Source organism: Bosea sp. Tri-49 (genome assembly GCF_003952665.1).
Taxonomy (GTDB): domain Bacteria; phylum Pseudomonadota; class Alphaproteobacteria; order Rhizobiales; family Beijerinckiaceae; genus Allobosea.
Genome location: NZ_CP017946.1, coordinates 3,691,257 through 3,715,638 on the forward strand (window position 1 = coordinate 3,691,257; position 24,382 = coordinate 3,715,638).

At 67.2% G+C, this 24,382-nt stretch carries 20 protein-coding genes; 7 read left to right on the forward strand and 13 right to left on the reverse strand.

The window, feature by feature from the left end; genetic code table 11:
- Window positions 1-110: 110 nt before the first annotated feature.
- Together BLM15_RS18010 and BLM15_RS18015 are read left to right on the forward strand one after the other, a co-directional pair.
- Window positions 111-1,160 carry an ABC transporter substrate-binding protein gene (locus BLM15_RS18010; protein ID WP_126114042.1) on the forward strand — a complete coding sequence of 350 codons (1,050 nt, stop codon included), beginning with the start codon at window positions 111-113 and terminating at the stop codon, window positions 1,158-1,160.
- Window positions 1,157-2,911 (forward strand): ABC transporter permease, encoded by a 1,755-nt coding sequence (locus BLM15_RS18015; RefSeq protein ID WP_126114043.1) that lies wholly within the window; start codon window positions 1,157-1,159, stop codon window positions 2,909-2,911. The genes BLM15_RS18010 and BLM15_RS18015 overlap by 4 nt, the downstream gene beginning before the upstream one ends.
- A 131-nt stretch (window positions 2,912-3,042) precedes the next feature.
- Here the strand turns inward: BLM15_RS18015 and BLM15_RS18020 are convergent, their stop codons facing one another.
- Window positions 3,043-4,353 carry an aspartate aminotransferase family protein gene (locus BLM15_RS18020; RefSeq protein ID WP_126114044.1) on the reverse strand — a complete coding sequence of 437 codons (1,311 nt, stop codon included), beginning with the start codon at window positions 4,351-4,353 and terminating at the stop codon, window positions 3,043-3,045.
- 119 nt (window positions 4,354-4,472) lie between these two features.
- Here BLM15_RS18020 and BLM15_RS18025 point away from each other — a divergent pair, with 119 nt between their 5' ends.
- The 3 genes from BLM15_RS18025 to hpaH all read left to right on the forward strand — a co-directional run bounded on the left by BLM15_RS18025 (window position 4,473) and on the right by hpaH (window position 7,144).
- Window positions 4,473-5,315, forward strand: a complete 843-nt coding sequence (locus BLM15_RS18025; protein WP_126114045.1) for a LysR family transcriptional regulator — start codon at window positions 4,473-4,475, stop codon at window positions 5,313-5,315.
- Between the two features lie 155 nt (window positions 5,316-5,470).
- On the forward strand, window positions 5,471-6,337 hold the full coding sequence (locus tag BLM15_RS18030) for a fumarylacetoacetate hydrolase family protein (protein ID WP_236846339.1): 867 nt from the start codon (window positions 5,471-5,473) through the stop codon (window positions 6,335-6,337).
- A gap of 3 nt (window positions 6,338-6,340) precedes the next feature.
- A complete protein-coding gene (gene hpaH, locus BLM15_RS18035; RefSeq protein ID WP_126114047.1) occupies window positions 6,341-7,144 on the forward strand; it encodes a 2-oxo-hept-4-ene-1,7-dioate hydratase in 804 nt (267 codons plus the stop codon).
- A 46-nt stretch (window positions 7,145-7,190) separates the two neighbouring features.
- Here hpaH and BLM15_RS18040 read toward each other — a convergent pair whose 3' ends face one another.
- From BLM15_RS18040 to BLM15_RS18060, 5 genes are all read right to left on the reverse strand, one after another.
- Window positions 7,191-8,042 carry an ATP-binding cassette domain-containing protein gene (locus BLM15_RS18040; RefSeq protein WP_126114048.1) on the reverse strand — a complete coding sequence of 284 codons (852 nt, stop codon included), beginning with the start codon at window positions 8,040-8,042 and terminating at the stop codon, window positions 7,191-7,193.
- Window positions 8,042-9,121, reverse strand: coding sequence for a siderophore-interacting protein (locus BLM15_RS18045; protein WP_126114049.1), 1,080 nt, complete (start codon window positions 9,119-9,121; stop codon window positions 8,042-8,044). The genes BLM15_RS18040 and BLM15_RS18045 overlap by 1 nt, the downstream gene beginning before the upstream one ends.
- The gene (fhuB, locus tag BLM15_RS18050; RefSeq protein WP_236846340.1) at window positions 9,114-11,111 is read right to left on the reverse strand and encodes a Fe(3+)-hydroxamate ABC transporter permease FhuB; all 1,998 of its coding nucleotides are present in this window, start codon (window positions 11,109-11,111) and stop codon (window positions 9,114-9,116) included. Before fhuB ends, BLM15_RS18045 begins: the two co-directional genes overlap by 8 nt.
- Window positions 11,104-11,994 carry an ABC transporter substrate-binding protein gene (locus BLM15_RS18055; RefSeq protein ID WP_126114050.1) on the reverse strand — a complete coding sequence of 297 codons (891 nt, stop codon included), beginning with the start codon at window positions 11,992-11,994 and terminating at the stop codon, window positions 11,104-11,106. Before BLM15_RS18055 ends, fhuB begins: the two co-directional genes overlap by 8 nt.
- A gap of 66 nt (window positions 11,995-12,060) precedes the next feature.
- Entirely contained in the window at window positions 12,061-14,256 is a 2,196-nt protein-coding gene (locus tag BLM15_RS18060) for a TonB-dependent siderophore receptor (RefSeq protein WP_236846341.1), read from the reverse strand.
- A gap of 244 nt (window positions 14,257-14,500) precedes the next feature.
- On the opposite strand from BLM15_RS18060, the gene BLM15_RS18065 reads away from it, so the two are divergent.
- Window positions 14,501-15,388: a helix-turn-helix domain-containing protein gene (locus tag BLM15_RS18065; protein WP_126114052.1), complete on the forward strand. Its 888-nt coding sequence runs from the start codon at window positions 14,501-14,503 to the stop codon at window positions 15,386-15,388.
- Window positions 15,389-15,399: 11 nt separating this feature from the next.
- On the opposite strand, the gene BLM15_RS18070 is transcribed toward BLM15_RS18065, so the two are convergent.
- The 7 genes from BLM15_RS18070 to BLM15_RS18100 form a co-directional block, all read right to left on the reverse strand.
- Complete coding sequence (locus BLM15_RS18070) at window positions 15,400-16,206, reverse strand: ABC transporter ATP-binding protein (RefSeq protein ID WP_126114053.1); 807 nt, start codon at window positions 16,204-16,206, stop codon at window positions 15,400-15,402.
- Complete coding sequence (locus BLM15_RS18075) at window positions 16,203-17,252, reverse strand: FecCD family ABC transporter permease (protein WP_126114054.1); 1,050 nt, start codon at window positions 17,250-17,252, stop codon at window positions 16,203-16,205. The genes BLM15_RS18070 and BLM15_RS18075 overlap by 4 nt, the downstream gene beginning before the upstream one ends.
- Window positions 17,249-18,232 carry a FecCD family ABC transporter permease gene (locus BLM15_RS18080; RefSeq protein WP_126114055.1) on the reverse strand — a complete coding sequence of 328 codons (984 nt, stop codon included), beginning with the start codon at window positions 18,230-18,232 and terminating at the stop codon, window positions 17,249-17,251. Before BLM15_RS18080 ends, BLM15_RS18075 begins: the two co-directional genes overlap by 4 nt.
- Window positions 18,229-19,155, reverse strand: a complete 927-nt coding sequence (locus BLM15_RS18085) for an ABC transporter substrate-binding protein (protein WP_126114056.1) — start codon at window positions 19,153-19,155, stop codon at window positions 18,229-18,231. Before BLM15_RS18085 ends, BLM15_RS18080 begins: the two co-directional genes overlap by 4 nt.
- 5 nt (window positions 19,156-19,160) lie before the next feature.
- A complete protein-coding gene (locus tag BLM15_RS18090; RefSeq protein WP_126114057.1) occupies window positions 19,161-21,575 on the reverse strand; it encodes a TonB-dependent receptor in 2,415 nt (804 codons plus the stop codon).
- A 139-nt stretch (window positions 21,576-21,714) separates the two neighbouring features.
- Complete coding sequence (locus BLM15_RS18095) at window positions 21,715-22,686, reverse strand: FecR family protein (protein ID WP_164547557.1); 972 nt, start codon at window positions 22,684-22,686, stop codon at window positions 21,715-21,717.
- Window positions 22,687-22,723: 37 nt separating this feature from the next.
- Window positions 22,724-23,215 (reverse strand): RNA polymerase sigma factor, encoded by a 492-nt coding sequence (locus BLM15_RS18100; protein WP_164547558.1) that lies wholly within the window; start codon window positions 23,213-23,215, stop codon window positions 22,724-22,726.
- Window positions 23,216-23,365: 150 nt separating this feature from the next.
- Here BLM15_RS18100 and BLM15_RS18105 point away from each other — a divergent pair, with 150 nt between their 5' ends.
- A complete protein-coding gene (locus BLM15_RS18105; RefSeq protein ID WP_126114060.1) occupies window positions 23,366-24,160 on the forward strand; it encodes a siderophore-interacting protein in 795 nt (264 codons plus the stop codon).
- The last annotated feature ends 222 nt before the right edge of the window (window positions 24,161-24,382 follow it).

The following is a 24,382-nucleotide window of genomic DNA, read 5'->3' on the forward strand; positions in this document are numbered from 1 at the left end:
AGTTTCCCTAACATGCTCCCCTCTCGACCAAAGGGAGCAACACGGCGGCGTCAGACCGTCAGAAGCTCGAGCGCCGGCATCGGCGCAGCGTGAGGATTGGGAGGAAGGACATGCAGACCAGACGCGGCTTCATTGCCGGGGCGAGCACGCTTGCGCTGTTGCCGACCGCCGGCTTCGCCCAGAGCCAGCCCGCTGCCGAGTTGATCGCCAAGGCCAAGGCCGAGCGCCAGCTCGTCTGGTACACCGGCATGGTGGTCAGCCAGGTGGTGCGGCCGCTGGCCGAGAAATTCCAGGCCAAGTACGGCATCGAGGTCCGCTACGCGACGACCGGCGATTCCGACACGGTGCTGAAAATCACCAGCCAGGCGCGGGCCGGCAAGATGGAGGCCGATCTGTTCGACTCGCCCGGCACCTCGATTCCGCCGCTGAGCAAGGCCGGGCTGATCGAGCCCTTCGCGCCCGAGGCGCTCGCCAAATACGCGCCGACCTTCAAGCCGCAGAGCCAACTCTATTCCGGCATCTACGCGCTCTACCTGACGACGACCTACAACACCGACCTGGTCAAAGCGGCCGAAGCGCCGAAGTCCTATGACGACCTGCTCGACCCGAAATGGCGCGGCAAGATGGTCTGGTCCGACACCCGCGCCATTTCCGGCCCGCCCGGCTTCATCGGCAATGTCCTCTCGGTGATGGGCCAGGACAAGGGCATGGCCTATCTGCGCGAGCTGTCGAAGCAGAAGATCGTGCGCGAGCCCGGCAACCAGCGCGTCATCCTCGACAAGGTGATCTCCGGCCAATACGCGATCGGCCTGATGACCTATAATCATCACGCGGTGATCAGCCGGGCCAAGGAGGCCCCGATCGCCTGGGTCAAGATGGAGCCGCTCGTCGCCAATCTCGGCGTCATCGCGCTGGTCAAGAACGCTCCGCGCCCGAACGCCGCCAAGCTCTTCCTCGAATTCATGTTCTCGGATGACGGGCAGAAGATCATCGCCGAGGCCGGCTATCCGCCGGGCAATCCCGATGTGCCGCCGAAGGATCCCTCGATCGGCCCGGTGACCGGCAACTTCACCTCGACCCTGCTCGCGCCGGAAATCTCCTCGCAGGAGAGCGAGCCGCTGGCGGGCTGGCTGAAGATCTATGACGAGCTGTTCAAATGACCGAAGTCATCGACGCTGCCGCGGCGCTGCCGCAGCAACGCCGCGCCGGGCTGGCCAAGCGCCCGGCGCAGACCAACCTGCTGGCGCTGGCGATGCTACTCGTCATCGCCTGCCTGGTGCTGCCGCCAGTCGTCACGCTGGTCCAGAACAGCCTGTTCGTGATGAACCCCGACGGCTCGCACGGCGCCTTCACCCTCGACAACTTCACCCATCTGGTCAGCGAGAAGGGCATCCTCGCCAGCGGCTGGAAGTCGATCCAGTTCGCGGCGCTGTCGACGCTGTTCTCGCTCGTCTTCGGCGCCTCGCTCGCCTGGGTGGTGGAGCGGACCGACGCGCCGCACCGTTCGCTCGCCTATCTGATGACGGTGGTGTCGCTCGGCATACCCTTGATCATTTATGTCCCGGCCTGGCTCTTCCTGCTTGGCCCGGTCGGCCCGTTCAACGAGTTCTACCGCAACCTCACCGGCAATGACGGCAACCTGTTCAGCGTCAATTCGATCGCCGGCATGGTCGTGATCGAGACACTGGGCTGGCTGCCGATGTCGTTCCTGCTCTTTGCCGCGAGTTTCCGCACCGCCAATGCCGAGCTGGAGGAAGCGGCGCGGATGAGCGGGGCCGGCATCCTGACCATGGTCCTGCGCATCTCGATCCCGCTGGCGGCGCCGGCCGCGCTGGCGACAGGCCTGTTCATTTTCATCAAGACGCTGCAGGCCTTCGACGTGCCCAAGCTCGTCGGCACCTCCGCCGGCATCAAGCTCCTGACAACCGACATCTATGACGACATCCGCGCTGCGGTGCCGCCCAGGGTCGGCCATGCCAGCGCTTATTCGGTCGTGCTGACCGTGCTCGTCGCCGGCCTGATGTATCTCTACAGCCGCCTGTCTCTGAACGCCTCGCGCTTCGCCACGGTGACCGGCAAGGGTTTTCGCCCGCGCCCCCTGCCGCTCGGGCGGCTGCGCTGGCTCGGCGGCGGACTGATCTGGGCCAATTGCATCGTGGTGCTGGTGCTGCCGATCCTGACCCTGCTCTGGATCGCGCTGACGCCCTTCGTCCGGCCAGTCCGCGTCGCGGCGTTCAAGTCGCTGACTCTCGACAATTTCAGGGTCGTGCTTGGCAGCCAGGGCTATCTCGAGCTGATCGCCAACACGCTGATCACGGCGGCTGCCGCGGCCAGCATCACGATGGCACTGATGGTCGTCTGTGGCTGGCTCGTCGCGCGCCGCCTGGCCTTTCATGCCGTCACCGACCAGTTGATCACGCTGCCGATGATCCTGCCCGGCATCGTGCTCAGCGTCGCGATGATGGACGTCGCGCTGCGCGCGCCGATCCCGCTCTATTCGACGCTGACGATCGTGGTGATCGCCTTCGTCGTCCACTTTCTGCCCTTCGGCATGCGCTACACCTATGGCGGCGTCCTGCAGATCCACAAGGAACTCGAGGAATCGGCCGGCGTCTGCGGCGCCTCGCCCGGCAAGATCTTGCTCAAGGTCGTAATGCCGCTGCTCTGGCCGGCGATCATGGCCGGTTGGGTCTTCATCTTCCTCAACGCTTCGCGCGATCTCTCGACCGCGATCATCCTCGCCGGCCCGGACACCAAGACCATCGCGGTTGCGATCTTCGACCGTGCCGTCAATGGCGAGCTGAGCGAGGTCGCGGCGCTCGGCCTGCTCTGGTCGCTGCTGATGAGCACGATCGCAACGGTCTTCTACCTGGTGATGAAGCGCCGCGGCTCGATGGTCTTCGGGCTCTGAAGTCCTTTCGGGCCCTCAAGCCGGCAAGGACGAAGCGAGCTGCCAATCCTTCGCAGCGTAGCACACGCCCGTGACGTGGTGAGCGTCGCGAGGTGACATCTCCCGTCTCCTAGCTCGATCTCCTGCCAGGCTCATTGCGCTCTGGCGGCGGTCTCGATCGCGTCCGACATGATGGCGAGGCCGTGGTCGATCTCGGCCTCCGACACCGTCAGCGGCGGCGCGATGCGGAAGACGCCGCCCATGCCGGGAAGCTTGACGATGTTCATGCTCAGGCCGCGGCGCATGGCTTCCTCCATGATCCGCGCCCCGAGCTCGAAGCCCGGCGCCTTGGTCTGCCTGTCGCTGACGACCTCGAGCCCGAGCAGCAGCCCGCGCCCGCGCACGTCGCCGACGCATTCGTATTTCTGCTGAAGGGCGAGCAGCCCCTGCTTCAGCCGCTCGCCGCGCTCCCGCGCCCGGGCGACGAGGCCGTCGCGCTCGACCACGTCGAGAACCGTGACACCGACCGCCGCCGTGAGCGGATCGGAGACGTGGGTGGTGTAGAACAGGAAGCCGCGCTCGAAGGCCTTCTGCTCGATCGCTTCCGTCGTCATCACCGCGGCCAGCGGCAGGCCGGAGCCGAGGGTCTTGGAGAGCGTCAGGATGTCCGGCGTCACGCCGTCGCGCTGGAAGGCGAACATGTGCCCGGTCCGGCCGACGCCGGTCTGAGCCTCATCGAGAACCAGCAACATGCCGCGTTCTTCGCATTTGCGCTTCAGCGCGGCGAGATAGCCGGAAGGCAGCTCCAAAATGCCGCCACTCGACAGGATCGGCTCGGCGATGAAGGCAGCGAGGTTGCCCGTCGACTGACGATCGATCAGCTCGAACGCATCGTCGAGCTCGGCCTGCCAGTCATTGCTGCCGTCCGGGTTCTTGAAGCGCGGGCGATAGGAATTCGGCGCGGGTATCACAAACGAGCCCGCTGCGGCAGGCCCATAACCACGTCGGCCAGCGCTGTAGGTCGCCGAAGCCGCCGCACCGGTCATGCCATGCCAGCTCTGGGCGAAGGCGACGACCTCGTGCCCGCCGGTCACCAGCTTCGCCATGCGGATGGCCGCCTCGTTCGACTCCGCTCCCGTGGTCAGCAACTGCACGCGGTCGAGCCCGGGCGCGAGCGCGGCCAGCCGTTCGGCCAGTGCCGTGACCGGGCGCGAGAGCATGCCACTGAACAGATGCGCCACCGATGCCATCTGCCGGTTCACCGTCGCGACGATGTCGGGATGGGTATGGCCGAGCACAGCGCTCATCTGGCCGGAGGTGAAGTCGAGAATGCCGCGGCCATCGGCATCGTAGACGAAGGAGCCCTCGGCCCGCTCGACGATGATCGACTCGAAGCTGGGCCCATAGCGCGTCAGGTGCTTGTCGGCGATGGCCCAGAAGGCGGAATCGGCATTGAGCGACATCACGTTCCCCTTTTCGGCAGTTTTCCCAGCAATTGCCGTTCCAGAGCGCTACCGATGCTTGCCTCAGCAGGCAAATTGATACTTCTTCAATCCGATATCGATCGAATTGATGGCGACTGATGCTCGACCTCGTATTGCTCAGGAACTTCGCCGTCATCGCACGCACCGGCTCGATCAGCCTCGCCTCGCTCCAGATCGGACGCACTCAGTCGGCGCTGAGCATGCAGATGCAGCGCCTCGAAGACCAGATCGGCCAACCGCTCCTGCATCGAAGCGGCTCAGGCGTGCATCTGACCACGGCGGGCCACAAGTTCCTGGCGCAGGCCGAAGCCCTGCTTGCCGCCCATGATGAAGTTCTCGCCGACATGCGCGGGACCGGGCTCAAGGGCGCGTTGAACCTGGGCTGCCCCGAGGATTACTCGATCGCCTTCCTGCCGAACCTGCTGCGCAGCTTCTGCGCCCTGCACCCGGACGTCGAATTGCGCATGGTTTGTGCGCCGACCTCGGAATTGCGGCCGCTGCTGCATCGCCGCCAGATCGAGATGGCGCTCGTCTCGCTCGCCGACGCCAGCAGCACGGAGGTCATTCGGCCGGAGCGCTTCGTCTGGGTCGCCAATGAGGCGCAGCCCGCCATCCTCCACAGCGCCAACCTGCCTTTGGCATTGTCCGCGCCGATGACACTCGATCACCGGGCGGCCTGCGATGCGATGGAAGCGGTCGGCCGGCGCTACCGGATCGCCTTCGCCAGCAACAGCCTTGCCGGGCTGATCGCAATCGCCCGCTCCGGACATGCCATCAGCGTCCTGACCGAGACGGCGGTGCCACCCGATCTCCATGTCGTGCACGTCGGGCTGCCGCCACTTCCCTCAATCGGCATCGCTGTGGAGTTCGCGGATCAGCGACCATCGGCGGCCGCGAAAGCCCTGAGCGAGCATATCAAGGCCGAGCTGCCGAGGCTTTGAGCCCGCCGATTGACACCACGCCACCAAAACTGATTAACATGATAATTAATTGATATGACATAGTGCTCGCAAGCTTCCATTCGGGTAGCACTGGGAGTGGGCGCCATGCGTGAATTCAGCGGCTCATCGCCTCGCCAAACATGAGGACGCGATCCTTGACCCCGAAGTTCGTCAGTTTCAGTCATGGCGATCAGGCGCGCTATGGCCTGGTCGTTCCGAACGGCGTCGTCGACCTGTCTGCCCGCTATCGGACGCAGTGGCCGACACTGCGGCACATCGTCGTCGACGGGGCTTTCGAGACCCTGGCGGCGAAGGGCGCGGCGCTCGCTCCCGATCTGCCGCTCGACGGGCTCCGCTACGAGATTCCGAGCCTCGCGCCCGAGAAGATCATTTGCGTCGGCGTGAATTTCCCCGACCGCAACGCCGAGTACAAGGATGGACAGGAAGCGCCACCGAACCCGTCGCTGTTTCCGCGGTTCCTGCGCTCGTTCACAGCCCATGAGCAGTCGCTGATCAGGCCGCCGGAAAGCGAGCAGCTCGACTACGAGGGCGAGATCGCGATCGTGATCGGCAAGGCGGGGCGCCGCATCGCCGAGCACGACGCGATCGGCCACATCGCGGCGTTGACGCTGTCGAACGAAGGGACGCTCCGCGACTGGGTGCGCCACGCCAAGTTCAACGTCACCCAGGGCAAGAACTTCGATCGCTCCGGTTCGATCGGCCCCTGGCTGGTGCCCTTCACCGACGAGGCGCAGATCGCCGATATCGCCCTGACCACCAAGGTCAATGGCGAGCTGCGCCAGAGCGACCGCACCAGCCGCATGATCTTCTCCTTCAGGAAGATCATCAGCTACATCTCGACCTTCACCACCCTCGTCCCGGGCGACATTCTGATCACCGGGACGCCGACCGGCGCCGGCGCGCGCTTCGACCCGCCGATCTGGCTGAAGCCCGGCGATGTCGTCGAGGTCGAGGCGGAGGGTATCGGCCTCCTGCGCAATACCATTTCCGACGAGGCCTGAGCGATGCTGTCCGCCGACGAGATCTCAGCCGCCTCCCTCAGCCTCGACGAGGCCGAACGGACACGCCAGCAGACCGGCCTGATGTCGCTGCGCTTTCCGCAGATGACGATGGATGACGCCTATGCGGTCCAGGCCGCCTGGGTGGAGCGCAAGCGTGCGGCCGGCCGCAGGATCATCGGCTGGAAGATCGGCCTGACCTCGAAGGCGATGCAGTACGCGCTCGACATCGACACGCCCGATTCCGGCGTGCTGTTCGACGATATGCGCTTCGACGATGGTAGCAACATTCCCAAGGATCGCTTTATCCAGCCGCGCATCGAGGCCGAGATAGCCTTCGTCATGAAGGCCGACCTGAAAGGCCCGGACGTCACGGTCTTCGACGTGCTGAACGCGACCGACTACGCCGTTCCGGCGCTCGAGATCCTCGATACGCGCATCCTGCGCGTCGATCCGCAGACGAAGAAGGCGCGCACCATCGTCGACACGATCTCGGACAATGCCGCCAATGCCGGCATCGTCACCGGCGGGCGCGCGATGCGCCCGGATCAGGTCGATCTGCGCTGGGTCGGCGCCATCGTCTCGCGCAACGGCCAGGTCGAGGAAACCGGTCTCGGCGCCGGCGTGCTCAATGACCCGGCACGCGGCATCGCCTGGCTTGCAAACCGGCTCGCGAGCTATGGCGGTCAGATCAGGGCGGGGCAGATCGTGCTGGCCGGGTCCTTCATCCGGCCCGTTGAAGCGCGCCATGGCGACACGATCACAGCCGATTACGGCCCGCTCGGCACTGTGAGCTGCTTCTTCGAGTGAGCATGCAAGCGACGGTGCGTCGCACAGAACGGCTCTGAACGCAGCGTCAGACGAAGGCGAGCGGCCGGCCGCCATCGGGATGGGGCATCACGCCGACCTCGATGCCGTAGATCGCCCGCAGGATATCCGGCCGCACGATGTCTTCGGGCGTGCCGCGCGCGACCAGCCGGCCGGAATGGAGTGCGACAATCTCGTCACAGAAGCGGGCGGCCATGTTGACGTCGTGCAGCACGACGACGATGCCGAGACCCGCCTGGTGCGAGAGCTGCCGCACCAGCGTCAGCACCTCGACCTGATGCGAGAGATCAAGCGCCGCGATCGGCTCGTCGAGCAGGAGGCATTGCGCGTCCTGTGCGACCAGCATCGCCAGCCAGGCGCGCTGACGCTCGCCGCCTGAGAGACTGTCGGCCAGGCGCTCGGCGAAGGGCTCGACATCGGTCAGCGCCATCGCCTGCGCGACCTTGTCGCGGTCGCGCTGCCCGAAGCGGCCGAGCGCGCCATGCCAGGGATAGCGGCCGAGCGCGACCAGCTCCTTGACCAGCATCCCGGCCGCGGGCGGCGTCTGCTGCGGCAGGTAGGCGAGCTTGCGGGCGAAGGTGCGATTGTCCCAGCTCTCGATCGGCCGGCCGGCGAAACTCAAGGTCCCGCGCGATGGCCGCTGCTGGCGTGCCAGCAGCTTCAGCAGCGTCGACTTGCCAGAGCCGTTATGGCCAAGGATGCCGATCACCTTGCCGGCGCCGAGATCGAGCGTCAGCGGTTCGAGCAGGACGCGGTCGCCGACCGAGAAGCCGACGCTTTCCAGCGCGAAGAGCGGGTCGCTTGAAGCGGCCTCGGCTGCGCTACCGGGCGATGCAATGTCGATGAGGTCGGTTGGGCTGGAGATGGCTTCAGTCTGCATCAGTCACCATGGTCGTGCACATCGGCGTGGCCCTTGCGCCAGTAGGCTGCGACGAGATGCCGATCCTTCGGCAGCTGTCGCTCGCTGCGCAGGTGTTTGCGGATCGCGCGCGCCGTCGCCTGCTCGCAACCGGCGAAAACGAACGGGCTGCCATGCTCCGGAAGGGCGATGCCGCGCACCGCTTGTGTCAGCAGATCTGTCGAGCCCGCGGGCGCGCCCTTGCGGTGCAGCCAGGTCACCTCGATCGCGGCTTTGGAGGCGATATCCTGCTGCTCGCTGGCATCGGCCACTTCGATGACGATGCTGGCGCGAGCGGAGCTCGGCAACTCCTCGGCAATGCGCGCGATCGCCGGCAAGGCGGTTTCGTCACCGCACAGCAGATACCAATCGGCCGGTATCACGTCGCCGCCGCCCGGCCCGAGCAGGCCGATGCGGTCGCCGGCTTTCGCCTCGCGCGCCCAGACCGAGCCCGGTGAATCGTCGTGCAGCACGACGTCGATATCGAGCTCGCCACGCGCCTGGTCGATCGCGCGGACGGTATAGGTGCGCTTGGCCAGTGCATCCTCGCCCTCCGGCCAGATCACCCGGCTGTCGAGACCAACGCTCGGCCAGACCGGCACGCGCCCCTGCGGGGGGATCAAGACGCGCACATGCAGGCCGCCGCTGGCGAAATGGCCGGGATCGTCGCAGGCGACGGTGATCCGCCGCATCGCCGGGGTGATGTCGCGGGCGCAGCGCACCACGACCTCACGGAAATAGGGAATGCGTGTCGGCGCGGGAGCATCGCCCTGCCAGCTCAGCGAGACGGTCTCGCCCTCAGCGAATTCGAAGAGATGCTCGGCGACGGAAGACTTGACGACGAAGAGCCGGCTTTCGTCAGGACAGGTCACGGCGATGCGCAGCACGCCATCATCCTCACTCAAATCGACCGAACCGAACTGGCCGTCGAGCCGAGCGCCGCGTTCGCTACGTGTCACGGTGCCATGCTCGACGAAATGGCCGCAGAGGCGCTCGAGCATGCCTGCCGGATCCGCCAAAGCGACGGTCGTAGTGGCTTGCAGCTCGGTCTCGTCAGCCATGCCGGTTCCCTGTGCGGTTCAACAGCCAGATCAGATAGGGCCCGCCGATCAGCGCCGCAAACAGCCCAGTCGGCACCTGATAAGGGAAAGCGACGAGGCGCGCGAGCCAGTCGGCGAGGATCATCACGCCGCAACCGATCAGGGCCGAGGCGGCAAGCTGGTCGCGGCCGCGCGCAAAGCCGGCGAGACGCGACAGATGCGGCGCGATCAGCCCGACCAGGCTGAGCGGCCCGGTCAACAACGACGCGACCGCCGTCGCCAGGGCCGCGACGGCAGCGAGGATGAGGCGACTGCGTTCGATGCCGAGGCCAAGGCCGCGGCTCGTCGCCTCGCCGAGCGGCATCAGATCGAGCCAGCGCGCCGCGAGAAACAGCGGCGTGATCAGGACGAGGCATCCGATCAGGCCAATCCAGACCTCGAACTCGCCGGCGCGATTGGTCGAGCCCGACAGCCAGGTCAGCAGCACATAGGCCCGCAGATCGCCCTTCGCGAGCGCGGTCGAAACCAGCGCCATGCAAAGCGCACCCATGGCGATGCCGGCAAGCAGCAGGCGCTGCGAGCCGATGCCCGGACGGCCCGTCAGCATCAGCATGACGAGGAGCACAGCGAGCGAGCCGCCGGCGATGCCGGCAAGCATGGAGAACGGGCTGAAGGGCAGAAGCGCGAGCGCGAGCGTCAGCCCGACCCCGCCACCAGCGCTGACGCCGAGCACTTCCGGCCCGGCCAAGGGGTTGGCGGTGAGGCGCTGCATCAGGCAGCCGGCTGCACCGAGCAGAGCGCCGGCAGCACCGGCAGCGACCAGGCGCGGCCCGCGGAAGGACAGCAGGTCGGCGAAGAGCGCGCCGGTCGCCAGCCCCCAGCCCTGCGGCCCGCGTCCAAGGACAAGGCCGAGCATGGCGACGATCGCTATCACCACCGCGAGGATGGCGAGCGCCGGGAATGGCAGTTTAATGCGGCGCGTCAGCGCCATCGCATCGACAGTTTGCGCGGGCGGGGCCGAGGGCACGCGGCGCATCAGCCAGAGCAGCAGCGGCCCCCCGAGCAGCGCGGTGGCGGCGCCAGTGGGAGCAAAGTCGTTGAAGCCGGAACCGAACAACTGCACGGCGCTGTCGGTGATCGAGAGCAGGAGCGCGCCGAGCACCGGCGCCGCCAGCAGCAGCTGGCGTTGCGTACGCGCGCCGAATTCGCGCGCCAACGTCGGCGCGGCGAGGCCGACGAAACCGATGACGCCGACCTCGGCGGTGACGCTGGCCGCGAGCCAGACCGCAACGCCGAGGACGGCGAAGCGCACGGCATGCAAGGCAAGACCAAGATTGCGGGCGATATCGTCACCGAGACCGAGCAGGCCGAGCGGGCGCAGCAGCAGCGCTGCCGCAACGCCACCGACCAGCAGGCGCGGACCGAGCGACAGCGCGGCATCCCAGCTCTGCTGGCTCAGCGAGCCGGCGCCCCAGATGAAGAGCGAGAGCACGTAATCGCCCTTGGCAAGGATGACGGTCGCGCTCAGCGCCGCTGCGATCAGCGAGACGACCATGCCGGAGAGGATGACCGTCATCGGATCGAGCCCGCGCCGCCAGCTCAGGCCGAGCACCAGCGTGACTGCAGCGACAGCGCCCGCCAGCGCGACAGCTTCGCGCGACAAGACGATCAGGGCCGGCGCGTAGGCGGTGGCGGCAGTCAAGGCGAGCTGCGCGCCGGAGACGACCCCGAGCGTCGAGGCATCCGCGACCGGGTTGCGCAGGACGCGCTGCAGCAAGACTCCAGCGAGGCCGAGCGCTGCACCGCAAATCAGCGCGGTGACGCTGCGCGGCACCAGGCTGTGCCAGAGAAGGATGGATTGAAGCGTCCGGGCGAGTTCGCCCGAAGCCGGCAGCGGCGGGCGTGTCGCCACCACGGCAGCAAAGAGCAGCGCAGCCGCCAGCGCGGCGAGGAACCAGAGGCCGAGATAGCGATGGGGCAGCCGTCGCAGCGGCAGGGCGGCATCAGCCACGGCTCGCCTCCGCCACCAACAACGCTTCGGTCAGGAGTCGGGCGAACCGCCGCGCCGCCGGCAGGCCGCCATAGGGATTGATCGGGGCGAGCCATAGCAGCCGGCGCTCGCGCAGGTTGGGCAGTGCGTTCCAGAAGGTACTGGCAGAGAGCACCTCCAATGCGCCAGGCGGAACCGGCGGAATCAAGGCGATCCAGGCGTTTGGCACACGCACCAGCGCCTCGAGGCCGACCGGCGCCGTAGCGGAGTAGCTGGTGTCGTCGGTCCAGGCATTGGCGAGGCCTAGCCGCTTCAGCACCTCGCCGAACATGCTGTCGGCGCCGAAGACACGGAAATGCCTGGCATCGCCGAGATTGATCGGGATCACCGGGCGCCTCGCATGCGGCTTCAGGCGTTCGCGCAGCACAGCGAACTCGGCTTCGGTCTCGGCAAGATAGCGCTCGGCGACGACGCCGATGCCGAGGCGCGCGCCGATGCTGCGCATCATCGCCGCTGCCGGCTCATAGGGCGGTCGCCCCGGCGCGTAGATCGAGAAACGCTCCACCGGCGCGATCCGCAGCAGCCGCGGCTCCGAGCTGGCGTAGAAACTCGACGAGTAGATCAGCTCCGGCCGGGAGAGCAGCAGCAGCTCGAAATTGACGGTGCCGCGCAAGCCGAGATCGGTGACGGTTCCCGGCACCTGCGGCTCGACCGCGACCTCGCGGAACTGCAGAAGTTCGGGCGCAGCAACCGGCGCAACACCAAGCGCGAGCAGCGTTTCCAGCACCGACCAGTCGATGGTCGCGATGCGAAGACCGGCCGCCTGCGCCTGTCGCGGCAAGGCCACCGCCGCCAGCATGGCGAGCGTGGAGCGTCGGGTCGGGAACGCCGTCGGGTCGATCATGTCAGCGGTCTATCACAGGCGAAGGCCGCAGCAGGCGCTGCGGCCTTCGTACCGGGTGCAATGCCTCTACCAGCGATAATTGGCCGAGACGGTGACGGTGCGGGCATCGCCATAACCGCAGCCGGACTGGCCGTTGCAGCTCTTCACATAGGCCCTGTCGAAGAGGTTGGTGACGTTGAGCGCCATGCCCCAATTGCCGATCTGGTAGCGGATCGCGGCATCGACCAGGGTCGCCGACGGCACCTTCAGCGTGTTCTCGGCATTGGCGTAGGAGCTGCCGACATAGCGCACGCCGGCACCGAGCCCGACACCTTTGAAGACGCCCTCCGGAACGGTGTAGTCGAGCCAGGCCGAGGTGGTGACCTCGGGCACGACGACCGGCGTCTTGCCGACCAGCAGCGGGCGCGTGTCCTTGGTCGTCTTCAGGTCGAAGGCGGTGAAGGAGGCAAGCGCCTTCAGGTCCTTGGTGATATTGGCCTTGGCCTCGAACTCGACGCCGCGCGAGGTGACCTCGCCGAGCTGCTGCTGGGCGAACGGGTTGAGCGCGGTCGGGGCCGGGTTCAGCACGTTCTGCTTAGTGATCTGGAAGACCGAGGCGGTGAACAGCGCGTCCATGAAGGTCGGCTTGTATTTCACGCCCGCCTCGAACTGCCGGCCCTCCTCGGGACGGAAAGGCTGGCCGGGGCCGCCGAGCAGATTGGGCACGGCGTCGAAGACCGGGGTGAAGAAGGTCGCGGCGCTGACATAGGGGGTGAGCCCGTTGGCGAACTCGTAGCCGAGGCCGGCGCGGCCGCTCCAGGACGCTTCCTTCTTGTCGTAGGTCGGCGAGAACAGCAGGCCAGCGGGGCTGACCGACTTCTTGTCGACATAGTCGTAGCGGCCGTTCAGCGTCAGCAGGAAGCCGCCGCCGAAGCGGATCTGGTCCTGGGCGTAGAAGCCGATCTGATGGTGCTTCAGGTTCTGGTTGAGATAGACGCCGGTCGGGCCCTGCTGCGCCCCATAAATCGGATTGGTGACGCTGATCGTAGTCGCGCCGCCCGAGGCCTGGGTGTGGTCGATGTTGAAGTACTTGTAGTCGACGCCGAAGAGCAGCGAATGCTCGAGCGGCCCGGTGACGACCTTGCCGTCGATGCGGTTGTCGACCGTGAAGGTATTGACCCGCGTCCGCTCCTGGAAGCCGATCCGATAGAGCTGGTAGTCGGGTCCAAGCGGCTGCAGCCGATCACCGAAGGGCGCATCGGGGCCGGCATAGCCGAAACCGTAGGGGCCGAGCTGCGAGCCCTTCATCACGCCGTAGCGCAGGTTCTGGGTGAAGTTCCAGTTGTTGGCGAACTGATGCTGGAACTCGTAGCCGAGCAGCGTCTCGGTGCGCTCCTGATCATCGATTGCGGGCTCGCCGAGGAAGGCCTTGCGCCGGATCTTGCCGAAGGGCGCGTTCACCACGGTGCCGACATAGGGCAGGAAGCCGCCGCCGACATGGATCTGGTCGAGCGCCGAATAGACGCCATAGGCGGTGATGCGGGTGGCGCCGGTCGGCTGATAGGTGATCTGCGGCATGATCGTGCCGCGGAAATCCTTGGCGACGTCGGTGTACTGGTCGCCACCGGAGAGCTTGCCGGTCAGGCGCGTGCTCCAGATGCCCTGCTTGTCGCTGAGGCCGACGTCGATGCCGAGATAGGCGTTGCCGAAATTGTTGATGCCGGCCTCGACATAGCCGAAATTCTTGGCCGTAGGGCGCTTGCTGACGAGATTGACGATACCGCCGGGGGTGGAGCCGCCATAGAGCACCGAGGCCGGGCCTTTCAGCACCTCGACGCGCTCGAGCAGGAACGGGTTGATCTGGAAGCCGCCGAAGCCGTAGCCATAGAGCTGCAGCCCGTCCATGAAGACGCCGGTCTGCGTCGCCTGGAAGCCGCGGATAAAGATCCAATCAGTGTCGGGATCGGGGCCGAAGGCCTGGGCGGCGACGCCGGCGGTGTAGCGCAGTGCCTCGTCGACCTTGAGCGCCTTGCGATCGTCGATCTCGTCGCGGCCGAGCACCGAGACCGCCTGCGGGATCGCGGTGATCGGCGTGCTCGCCTTCGAGCCTGTGGTCGAGCGCGTCGCGACATAGCCGTTCACCGGCCCGGTGGCACTGCCCTCGCCCTCGACCGTGATCGTGTCGAGCTGGACCGTGGGAGCGGGTTGCCCCTGTGCCCATGCCGCACCGGCACAAAGCAGAGCGAGCGACGCAGTGGAGCCAAGAAGAAATCCAGTCTTCATTGTTCGCGAGTAGCACATTCTCAATCTCAGCCCCAATAATTGCCATTGCTTCAGAACTGATCAAATTTAGAACTGTTCAAAAGCAGCACTCAGCTTTCCGTTGGGCAATATCAGTATCGCGCGATACAGGATTGATCGTTCCTGTCATGCATTGAACGTTCTTGGGCGCGTCTACAATTGCGCTGATCACGTTGCATTTTGAACACGCGCCGAGGCGCGATCATCCGCACTGCGGAGGCTAAAGATGGGTTTCCAGCCGCGCATGCGCTCGGTCCGCGAAGGCATCAGCGTCATCGGCTCGCTCAAGTATCGAGTGTGGAACGGCGTCGTCGCCGATCTCTGGCAGGCCGAATGCCAGGCTGGCGCCAGCGGCGAATACGTCTCCGAGCATCCGCGCCTGTTCGTGGTGCTCGACAAGGTCGGCGGCAATTTCGAGACGCGGCTCAATCCGAACGAGCCGGGGATTTCCAGCCGGGCCCGCGCCAACGCCATCAGCTTCATGCCGGCGGGCTTGCCGGTCTGGGGACGGACGCAGCAGCGCATGCGCATCCGCCATCTCGACCTGCATTTCGATGCCGCGACCGTCAGTGAGCGGCTCGGAGAAGCCTTGTCGCCCGAGCGTCTGGCGCAGCCGCGCATCGCCTTCTCGAACGAGCGCATCCTGACATTAGCGCGATTGATCGCCGGCGAGTGCGCCGAGCCGGATGCGCGGCACGACCTCTATGGCGACGGGCTGGTCCTGGCGGTCCTGATCGATCTCTTCGGCGTGCGCGCCAACGCGCCACGTCAGCGCACGCCGCTGAGCAGCTGGCAGCTCAAGGCGGTGACCGATTACATCAGCGAGCATGCGGCAGGGACGATCCGGCTGCAGGACCTCGCCGAACTCGTCGGCATGTCGCAATCGCATTTCAGCCACGCCTTCAAGGCCTCGACCGGCCTGCCGCCGCACCAATGGCAGCTTAAGGCGCGGATCGAACGTGGCCAGCGCCTGCTCGCGGCGGGTGACCGGCCCTTGACCGAGATCGCTGCCGATGCCGGCTTCTCCGACCAGGCGCATTTCACCCGCGTCTTCCGCCGCATGGTCGGCGAGACGCCGGCAGCCTGGCGCCGCAGCACAGCGGAGCGACTGTAGGTCCGCCGGGTCTAGGGTCGAGGCGGAGCACTTCCCTCAAATGCCGGCACGATCATCGGCGTCCCGGCGACCGGATCCGGAATGACCACGCACGGTATCTCGAACACAGACTGGATCAGGGCACTGTCGACGATCTCATCGGGCCTGCCTTGCGCATGGACCGCGCCACCCTTCATCGCGACGAGATGGCTGGCGTAGCGGCAGGCCTGGTTGAGGTCGTGCAGCACGGCGACGATGGTTTTGCCTGCCCGGTTCAACGCCCGGCAGAGCTCCAGCACCTCGATCTGATGGGCGAGGTCGAGGAAGGTCGTCGGCTCGTCGAGCAGCAGCAGATCGGTTTCCTGGGCGAGCGCCATGGCGACCCAGGCCTTCTGGCGCTGGCCGCCCGACAGTTCGTCCAGCCGCCGCGCCGCGAGAGCGGTGACGCCGGCGGCCGCCATGGCTCCGGCGACAGCCGCCTCGTCCTCGGCCGACCAGCGCTTGAACAGCCCGCCATGCGGGTGGCGTCCGCGCGCGACGAGATCGGCGACAGTGATCCCATCCGGCGTCTCGGCGCCTTGTGGCAACACGGCGAGCCTGCGGGCGCGCTCGCGATGGCTGAAATCTGCGATGGAGCGCCCGTCGAGCAGGACGCTGCCGCCGGACGGTTCATGCAGGCGCGCGAGCGTGCGCAACAGGGTCGACTTGCCACAGGCATTGGGACCGACGACGACCGTGAAGCCGCCGCGCGGAAAGGCCAGGTCGAGCCCGCGCAGGATCTCCCTTGAGCCGTGTCCGGCGCGCAAGGCACGGGTTTCGAGGGGAGAGGTCGTGCTCATGACTCCGCACCGCGCCGCAGCCTGCTCCGCAGCAGCAGGACGAAATAGAGACCGCCAAGGCAGGCGGTGACCGCTCCCACCGGAAGCGAGCGTGGCGCGAACAGGGTCCGCGCGACGCAGTCGCTGCCGAGGAGGAAGAGCGCCCCGAACAGGGCCGAGGTCGAGAGCGGCAGCCCGGCAGTGCCGGCGAGCCGGTGAGCCGCATGCGGCGCGATCAACGCGACGAACCCAACCGGCCCGGCAATCAGGGTGGCGGTCGCGGTCAAGCTCAAGCCGACAAGACCGAGACGCAATCGCGCGGCGCCCGGCAACTCGCCCAGCGACATTGCCTTGTCATCACCGAGCACGAGCGCATCCATCGTTCGGCGGCACGCGAGACCCAGCGGCAGCAGCACGAGCAGGATGGCTGCCCCAATCGCGAGACGCCCCCTATCGACACCAGCGAGCGCGCCCTGTTTCCAGCTCGCCGCGATCAGGGCGGAATCGAGCGGGGCAGTGAAGATCAGCCAGTCGTTCAGTGCGGTGAAGCCGGCGCCCACGGCGATGCCGATCAGGATCAATCGATTGCGCTCGACATGGCCGCCGCCGGCCGCGGCATAGACGAGAAGCCCGGCGAGGAGCCCTCCCGCAAAGGAGGCCAGCGCAACAATCGACGCCGCAGCACCGGCCAGCATCGCTAGGATCGCGCCGGAGAAGGCACCGGCGTCAAAGCCTATCACATCCGGGCTGCCGAGCGAATTGCGCAGCAGGGTCTGGAACAGGGCGCCGGCCATGCCGAGCGCTGCGCCGGCGCAAAGCGCGGCAAGGATCCGCGGCAGTCGCCATTCGAGCACGACGAGTTGAACCGGACCTGTTGCCTCGCCGGCCAGCGCACGGGCGGCATCCGTCAGCGAGACCCGCATGGTACCGAGCGTGAGTGCAAGTAGCCCGAGGCCGACACACGCCACCACAAGGCCGAGATCGACTGCGAGAGAGCGGCGGGTGATGCGCCTGTTGGCGGATGAGCCACCTTGCGCCGGAACCTGGGCCGCCATCGGCACCGTCATGCCTCGCTGCGCCGGGGCCGCGCCAGCATGGCGAGGATGGGAGCGCCGATCAGGGCTGCAACGATGCCGACGGGCAGTTCCGCCGGCGGCGCGACAGCCCGCCCGATCGCATCGGCCACGACAACAAGCGCCGCACCGATGGCAGCGGCCAAAGGCAGCACGATGCGCTGGTCGACGCCGCCAAGGCGGCGCGCGATATGCGGAGCGGCGAGGCCGATGAAGGCGATCGGCCCGGCGGCCGCGACAGCCGCTCCCGCCAGCAACACCACGGCGAGCAGGCTGCTCGCTTGGGTCCAGCCAACGCTGAGCCCGAGCGCGGCAGCGCGATCTTCGCCGAGAGCCAGCAGGTTGAGCCGTGGCGCGAGCACGACGGAGAGCACCGTGCCCGCCAACAGCGACGGAGTGATCACGGGCAGCAGGGTGAGGCCGTCTCCAGACAAGGCGCCGACACGCCAGTTGCGGACGAGGTCGAAGCGCTCGGGATCGGCCAGCGCGATCGCCTGCCCGATGCCGAGGCAGAAGGCGGTAACGGCGACGCCGGCGAGGGTGAGCTTGATCGGTGGCGACGAGCCGCGCGGCGCGCCGGCGACCGCGTGCACGGCGAGTGCTGCCAGCGCAGCGCCACCGGAAGCGAGCCAGACCGTCATCGCCGGGGCAAGACCGAACAGGCCCGAGCCGGTTACGACGGCGAGGCTCGCGCCGGCATTGATGCCGAGCAGGCCGGGGTCGCCGAGCGGATTGCGCGTCGCCGCCTGGATGATCGCACCGGCCGCTCCGAGAGCCGCGCCGACCACGAGCCCAAGCATGAGCCGTGGCAGGCGCAATTGCAGGAGGATCAATGTCGCCTCGCTGTCGTGGCCTTGGGCCAGCTCGAGCAGGCTTGACGGCGGCAGCAGCTTCGCCCCGGCAACCAGGCTGGCCAGCATCGCGGCTGCGAGCAGGAGGCCAACGCTGAGAGTACTGCGCAGGCAGCCGGTCATGCCGAAAGCCGCGCAAAGAGCGCGTCCCATGCGCGGGCGAGATAACGCGCCGTGTAGAGCGAGCCGAAGGTGCAGTTGCCGGCGACGGTCTCGACCCGACCGGCCCGGACTGCCGGCAGCCGCTGCCAGAGCGCCTCGCGCGTCAGCGCCTGCGGCCCGCCATCGCCGAAATCGATCAGCAGGATCGCGTCGACGGCACCGAGCACGTCGCCGAAGGAATCGAGCACGACCTCGCCATTGGAGCCGAGCCGGTCGGCAGCGACCTCGCGACCACCGAGCTCGGCCAGCACCTGCGCCGGCATGACGAGCCCGTAGCGGGTGCCGGCGCTGCGGACCAGCAGCCGGCGCTTGATCGCATCGTAATGGACCGCGGCGACGAGCGAGCTTTCGATCACCTGTCGGTGGCGCCGCCGGATCGCGGCGATCGTCTCGGCATGCGTGGCGACGATCCGCGCTGCCTTCTCCTGCCGATCCAACCAGCCACCGAGGCGGATGAGGTTCTCCTGCCAGGTGATGCGGTGGTTGCTTGGCAGAACCGGGGCGATCGCTGGCAGGCGCACCAGCGGCCACCAGTCGGAGTTCGGCGCGCTGTCCGGACACAGGATCAGGTCCGGGGCCAGCATCAGGATCTGCTCGAGATCGGGCGGCGCGGCGAGAAAGGGCACGCCCACCGGCACCGGGACCCAGGGCCGGGCCCGGCTATGGCTGTAGCCGACCAGCGGCAGGTCGAAGGCCAGCGCCTGCTCCAGTCCGATGCGCGAGTCGATCGCGACCACGCGCTGCGGCGCGGCCGGGATATCGACCCGGCCGAGCGTGGTCTCGACCTGCCGCCTCGCCGCTGCGGCCATGGCGACGGGAGCGCCGAACAGCGCCGCCGCCCCGGCGGCGAAGGTGCGCCGCGAAAGCTTCGCCCGTCCGCGCACTCCGCTCAGAACTCGAAGGTCGAGGACACCGAGACCATGCGCGCCTCGCTCGGATAGAGCAGGTTGAAGCCCGGATAGGTCGTCCAGTAGGCCTTGTTGAACAGGTTGCTCACATTGGCCTGCAACGTGATCGGCTTGCCGTCGGCGCGCTCGATCTTGTAGCGCGCGCCGATGTCGAAGGTGGTCCAGGCCTTGAGTTTCTGCAGGTTGGCGGCGTCGGCATAGTTCGAGCCGGTGTAGATCATCCGCCCGAACAGCGTGAGGTTGCGGACGAAGCCCGGACCCCATTCGACGCCGAGATTGGCCTGGAGGCGCGGCGTGCCCTGCGCCGTGTTGCCGTCATAGAGCCCGTCCTGCGTGCGCGTCAGCTTGGCATCGAGCAGGGTCACGCCGCCGAGCACCCGCACGCCCGGGACGACCTCGCCGGCGACATTGAGCTCGATGCCGCGATAGCGGGTCTCGCCATTATCGTTGAAGGTGTTGGTCACGGTGTTGGCGATGCCCGAGGCCTGCGTCGTGTGGAAGGCGCTGAGCGTGGTCAGCATCGTGCCCCAGTCGACCTTGACGCCGGCCTCGTACTGCTTGGTGACGAAGGGCGGCAGGATCTGGCCGGCATTGACGAAGGTGTTGCCGACGACGGTGCCGACCGTCAGCCCCTCGATATAGCTGGCATAGAGCGAGACGTTCTCGAGCGGCTTGACGACGAGGCCGAGCATCGACGTCAGGGCGTTGCTCCTGTTGCGCGAGGTCACGGCCTCGGTCACGGCCGCGAAGGTCTTGGCCTCCACATATTGCTGGCGCAGCCCGAGCGTCAGCTGGACGCGCTTGTCGAGGATCGAGAGCGTGTCGGAGACCGAGACGCTGCTGAAGGTGCTCTCGTTCTGCTTGTAGCGGATACGCGACCCGAGCGACGGCATCACCGAGAACCGCGGATTGTAGATGTTGGACTGCGTCACCACGGCCGGTGACTGCGGAGCGCCGGCGCGACCGGAATAGAGCGTGTTGGCGGAGACCGTGACCTCATGCTCGACCGGGCCAGTGACGAAGCGCCCGCGCAGGCCGGTCTCGCCGGAGTGGCGGTTGATGTCGATCAGGTAGGCCGCGCTGGTCGCGGTGAAGTTGCCGTTCGACATCAGCCGCGTGCCGGCCTCGACCGCCTGGTCCCAGTCCATCCGGCTGGCGCCGCCCTTGGCGTAGACGGTGACATCAGGCGTGATGTCGTATTCGGCCGAGAGCATGCCGTAGGTGTCGGCGAACTTGCTGTAGTTCCACGGCGAGACATAGCTCTTGTCGGGCTTGATCGGCCGCGGCACGCGCTGGCCGGCGAGCGGCGTCACCGTGTTGTTCATCCGGTCGGTATTCAGGATCTGATGACCGAGATCGAGGGCGAGTCTCAGCGCCTCGCCGCGATAGTCCAGCGCCAGCGTGCCGTTGATCAGGGTCTGCGATTGCTGGCTGATCGGAGTGCCGCCGTCGCGATAGAGCAGGTTCGCCCGAACGCCAAATTCCTTGTTTGCCCCGAAGCGGCGGCTGACGTCGAGATGGCCGCCGAACTGGCTGTTGCCGATCCAGGTCGCAGTGAAGCGCGTCAGCGGCTCGTCGCCGGCACGCTTTGGGATCAGGTTGATGACGCCGCCGACACCGCTCGGCGAGAGCCCGCCGAGGAAGGCGCCCGGCCCCTTGATGATCTCGACCCGCTCGATGCCGGCGAGCGTGGTCTGCGCGTTCGGGGCGATGCCGAAGAGGCCGCCGAAGCCGACCGCGGCATTGCCGATCTGGACGCCGCGAATGACGAAGTAATTGGCGTTGCCGACATTGGTCGACTCGACATTGCGGATGGCGGAGTCGTTCTTGACGACATCGGCGACCGACTGCGCCCGCTGATCCTCGATCAGCTTGGCCGTGTAGTTCGTGACGGTGAGCGGCGCGTCCATGACGCTCCTGGCGCCGAGCACGCCCAATTGCCCGCCGGTGGCAATCTGGCCGCCGGGATAGACCGGTGCGAGGCCCGGTACGCCCGTGCCGGTGACGTTGATCGTGTCGAGCGGGATGGCCCCGGCCGGGATTCCCGCAGTACCCGGTTGCGGCCGGGCCGGGTCGAAGATCTCGACCGTCGTCGCATTGCTGAAGCGATAGGACAGGCCGGTGCCGGTCAGGAGCGCAGCGACCGCCTGCCCGGTCGTCAGCGAACCCTGGACCGGGTTGCCACGGCGCGAGGCCGCCGCGGTTTCGGCGAAGACGACGTCGATGCCGGTCACCCGGACGATGTCGTTCATTGCGGCGCGCACCGGCTTGGCGGGAATGTCGAAGCTGTAGGCCGACTGCGCCTGCGCCGGTCGAGCAGTGCCAACGGCGCTCGCGCCGACCAGCATCGTCGTCGCCAGCAGGAGCCCCACCCTGCCCAGCCTTGCCTTGCTCATGCCCCAGCCTTCCCGAAACCCAGTGATGCCGGCAGCTCCGCGCACCCGTCGCGCGCTGCCTTCATCTCCTAGTCGTCCGGGAGCCGGCACCACCCTCACCGTTTCGAGAAAAAATTTGCGAGACCGCAAAATGGCCTGCTCAGGGGCTGACGAGCGTCAGTCGGCCAAGCCCGGTGACCTGGAAGCCGACGGAAGACTGGACTGCCGCCAGCGCCGCATTGCCATCGCGCAGCGCGATATTGCCGCTGACGCGCCGGTCTCCGAGCTCACTGCTCGTCACCACGATGCGGCCGCCGCGATAGCGCCCGATCCGCTCCAGCACATCCGCGAGCCGGGCATTGGTGAAGATGTAGCGACCTTGCCGCCAGGCCGTGGTCTCGGCGAGATCGACCGGATGGGCGCTGCCGAGGCCACCGGTGCCATAGGCAACGCTCTCGCCCGGCTTCAGCACGAGACGGTCAGCGCTGCCGGGCAGCGCGACCTCGACACTGCCGCTGTCGAGCGTGACGCTGACCTCGCGATCCTCGGCCGCGACCTCGAAACGGGTGCCGAGCACGCGCGCCTCGCCATTGCGGGCCGCGACGGTGAACGGTGTCTGTCCGGGAATGACTGTGAAGAAGGCGGTTCCCCGGATGAGCTCGACCCGGCGTTCGGTCGCGCGGAGATCGACCGCAATCGCGCTGTCAGCGTCGAGCAGCACCATCGAGCCATCGGCCAGCGTCAGGCTGCGCTGCTCGGCCCGGGCCGTCGCATAGTCCGCTTGCCAATCCTGGAGGAGATGCGGACGCTCCAGCCAGAGCCAGCCGGTGACGAGGCATAGGAGCAAGCCGAGAATGGCACCGGCCGCGACCTTGCCGCGACTGCGCTGGCGCCGCAACTCCTCGATCTTCTGCAGGGGGCCGGTCAGCGCAGCTGCGTCGCGCTGTTCGAGGGCATCGGAAAGCGGGCCGAGATCAGTCCACAGCCGTTGCACATTGGCGTAGTGCTGCTCGTGCGTGGGCGAAGCGCCAAGCCAGCGCGCAAAGTCCTCGCGGTCAGCCGTCGAGGGCTTGCCGTTCATGCGCGTGAACCAGGCGATCGCCTGCTTCTCGATCTGCCTCTCGTCCGACATGGTCCGGAAGCCGCCTCTATGCTCGCTCGGCCGCTGGTTAGCGCAGGCCGTCGCGGCAAGCCAGCAGGGCCCGCGCGATCTCGCGCTCGACCGTGCTGTAGGACAGCCCGAGCGCCGCCGCGATCTCCTCATAGGAGCAGGCGTGCAGCCGGTTCAGCAGGAAGATCTGTCGGGTCCGCTCCGGCAGGGCGGTGATCGCATCGTCGAGCCGCGAGAGTTCCTGCCGCGCCACGACCGCCTGGTCCGGCTGCACCACGGGAGCGGCGTACTGCTCCTGCGTGATGCGTTGCGGCAGGCTGGCCCGCCGACGCTCGGCCCGCAAATGGCTGATCGCGGTGTAATGGGTCGCCCGCGTCAGATAGGCCGACGAACAGCCGATCTGCTCGCGCGCCCGAGTCCACAGCGTGATGAAGACGTCCTGCACGACATCGGCGGCATTGGCCGCTCCGACCCGGCGCGCGGCCAATCGCTCGAGCCGGCGCTGCTCCAACGCATAGAGGCTCTCGATGTCATCGAGGCTCGTGGACATGGCCGAAAAAGGCTCCGCGGATGCCATCACATGACGCGTCCATAACAGCGCAGGCCTTCTGCCACAACGGCGATGATTTAGAGATAGTCTAAAGAAATCAAACATCTAAGCTGCTTGCCTACGGGTCCGAGGCATGGAAGAAGCGCTGCCATGAGCAGTGTCAGCCACGTCAGCGAGCCCATGACCGCCAGCCCGTTCCACCAAGCGACATTGGCGCGGCGCGAGATGCTGACGCCCGGCATGGTCCGGCTGACCTTCTCCGGCGAAGGCCTCGCGAACTTCCGCTCGACCGGCATTCCCGACGAGTACATCCGCCTGTTCTTTCCCGATCCGGAGAGCGGTCAGCTCGTCCTGCCGACCATCGACGCCGACGGCCGCTGGACCTTCCCGGAAGAGCGGCACCGCGTCCGCTATTCCACCTATACCGTCCGCAGCTTCGATGCGGTCAACCGCGAGCTCGACATCGATCTCGTCGTCCATGAGGGCGGGCAGGCCAGCGACTGGGCGATGGCCGCACCGATTGGCGAGCACATCGTCATCAACAATCCTCGCGGGCTCTATGTGCCGCCGGCCGACCTGCGCTGGCAGCTCCTGATCGCCGATGCGACCGGCCTGCCGGCGGTCGCCCGCATCCTCGAACAGACGCCGGCCGGGATCTTCAGCGACATATTCGTCGAGCTCGCCGACGAAGCGCATGTCCAGGCCTTGCCAGATCACCCCGGAGCGCGCGTGACCTGGCTCACCGGTAGCGGCAACGGCATCACCGAAAGCAAGATTGGCAGCCTACTCGCGAACGCCCCGCGAGCCCAGGATGGTGGCTATCTCTGGGTCGCCGGCGAGAAGTCTGCGGTCCGGGAGCTGCGTGAGCAGGCCAAGTCCCTGCCTTGCTTCGTCGACGGGCGTCAGAAGCTGGTTGCCTATTGGAGCCACTCACCGACCGTGTGAGGCCATTTTGGCTGCGGCTCGCGCCGAGCCTCCCACCCTCTCATCGCGGGCCAGCCGCCAGAGCAGGTAGAGTCCGCCCAGAAGTCAGGTCGTCAGCCCGATCGGCAGATAAGGCCGGACGGGAAGCGCTGGCTGATCAGATCCGCCGCCAGCAGCAGGACCGCGCCCATCGCCGCACCCGAGACCAGCGGCACATCCGGCGAGCGGCACAGGCGCCTAGCG

Excerpts from the sequence above, each read along its gene's own strand:
- BLM15_RS18010 (WP_126114042.1), top strand. The coding sequence starts at position 111 with ATGCAGACCAGACGCGGCTTCATTGCCGGGGCGAGCACGCTTGCGCTG.
- BLM15_RS18015 (WP_126114043.1), top strand. The coding sequence starts at position 1,157 with ATGACCGAAGTCATCGACGCTGCCGCGGCGCTGCCGCAGCAACGCCGC.
- BLM15_RS18020 (WP_126114044.1), bottom strand. The coding sequence starts at position 4,353 with ATGTCGCTCAATGCCGATTCCGCCTTCTGGGCCATCGCCGACAAGCAC.
- BLM15_RS18025 (WP_126114045.1), top strand. The coding sequence starts at position 4,473 with ATGCTCGACCTCGTATTGCTCAGGAACTTCGCCGTCATCGCACGCACC.
- hpaH (WP_126114047.1), top strand. The coding sequence starts at position 6,341 with ATGCTGTCCGCCGACGAGATCTCAGCCGCCTCCCTCAGCCTCGACGAG.
- BLM15_RS18040 (WP_126114048.1), bottom strand. The coding sequence starts at position 8,042 with ATGCAGACTGAAGCCATCTCCAGCCCAACCGACCTCATCGACATTGCA.
- BLM15_RS18045 (WP_126114049.1), bottom strand. The coding sequence starts at position 9,121 with ATGGCTGACGAGACCGAGCTGCAAGCCACTACGACCGTCGCTTTGGCG.
- BLM15_RS18055 (WP_126114050.1), bottom strand. The coding sequence starts at position 11,994 with ATGATCGACCCGACGGCGTTCCCGACCCGACGCTCCACGCTCGCCATG.
- BLM15_RS18060 (WP_236846341.1), bottom strand. The coding sequence starts at position 14,256 with ATGAAGACTGGATTTCTTCTTGGCTCCACTGCGTCGCTCGCTCTGCTT.
- BLM15_RS18065 (WP_126114052.1), top strand. The coding sequence starts at position 14,501 with ATGGGTTTCCAGCCGCGCATGCGCTCGGTCCGCGAAGGCATCAGCGTC.
- BLM15_RS18070 (WP_126114053.1), bottom strand. The coding sequence starts at position 16,206 with ATGAGCACGACCTCTCCCCTCGAAACCCGTGCCTTGCGCGCCGGACAC.
- BLM15_RS18075 (WP_126114054.1), bottom strand. The coding sequence starts at position 17,252 with ATGACGGTGCCGATGGCGGCCCAGGTTCCGGCGCAAGGTGGCTCATCC.
- BLM15_RS18080 (WP_126114055.1), bottom strand. The coding sequence starts at position 18,232 with ATGACCGGCTGCCTGCGCAGTACTCTCAGCGTTGGCCTCCTGCTCGCA.
- BLM15_RS18090 (WP_126114057.1), bottom strand. The coding sequence starts at position 21,575 with ATGAGCAAGGCAAGGCTGGGCAGGGTGGGGCTCCTGCTGGCGACGACG.
- BLM15_RS18095 (WP_164547557.1), bottom strand. The coding sequence starts at position 22,686 with ATGTCGGACGAGAGGCAGATCGAGAAGCAGGCGATCGCCTGGTTCACG.
- BLM15_RS18100 (WP_164547558.1), bottom strand. The coding sequence starts at position 23,215 with ATGTCCACGAGCCTCGATGACATCGAGAGCCTCTATGCGTTGGAGCAG.
- BLM15_RS18105 (WP_126114060.1), top strand. The coding sequence starts at position 23,366 with ATGAGCAGTGTCAGCCACGTCAGCGAGCCCATGACCGCCAGCCCGTTC.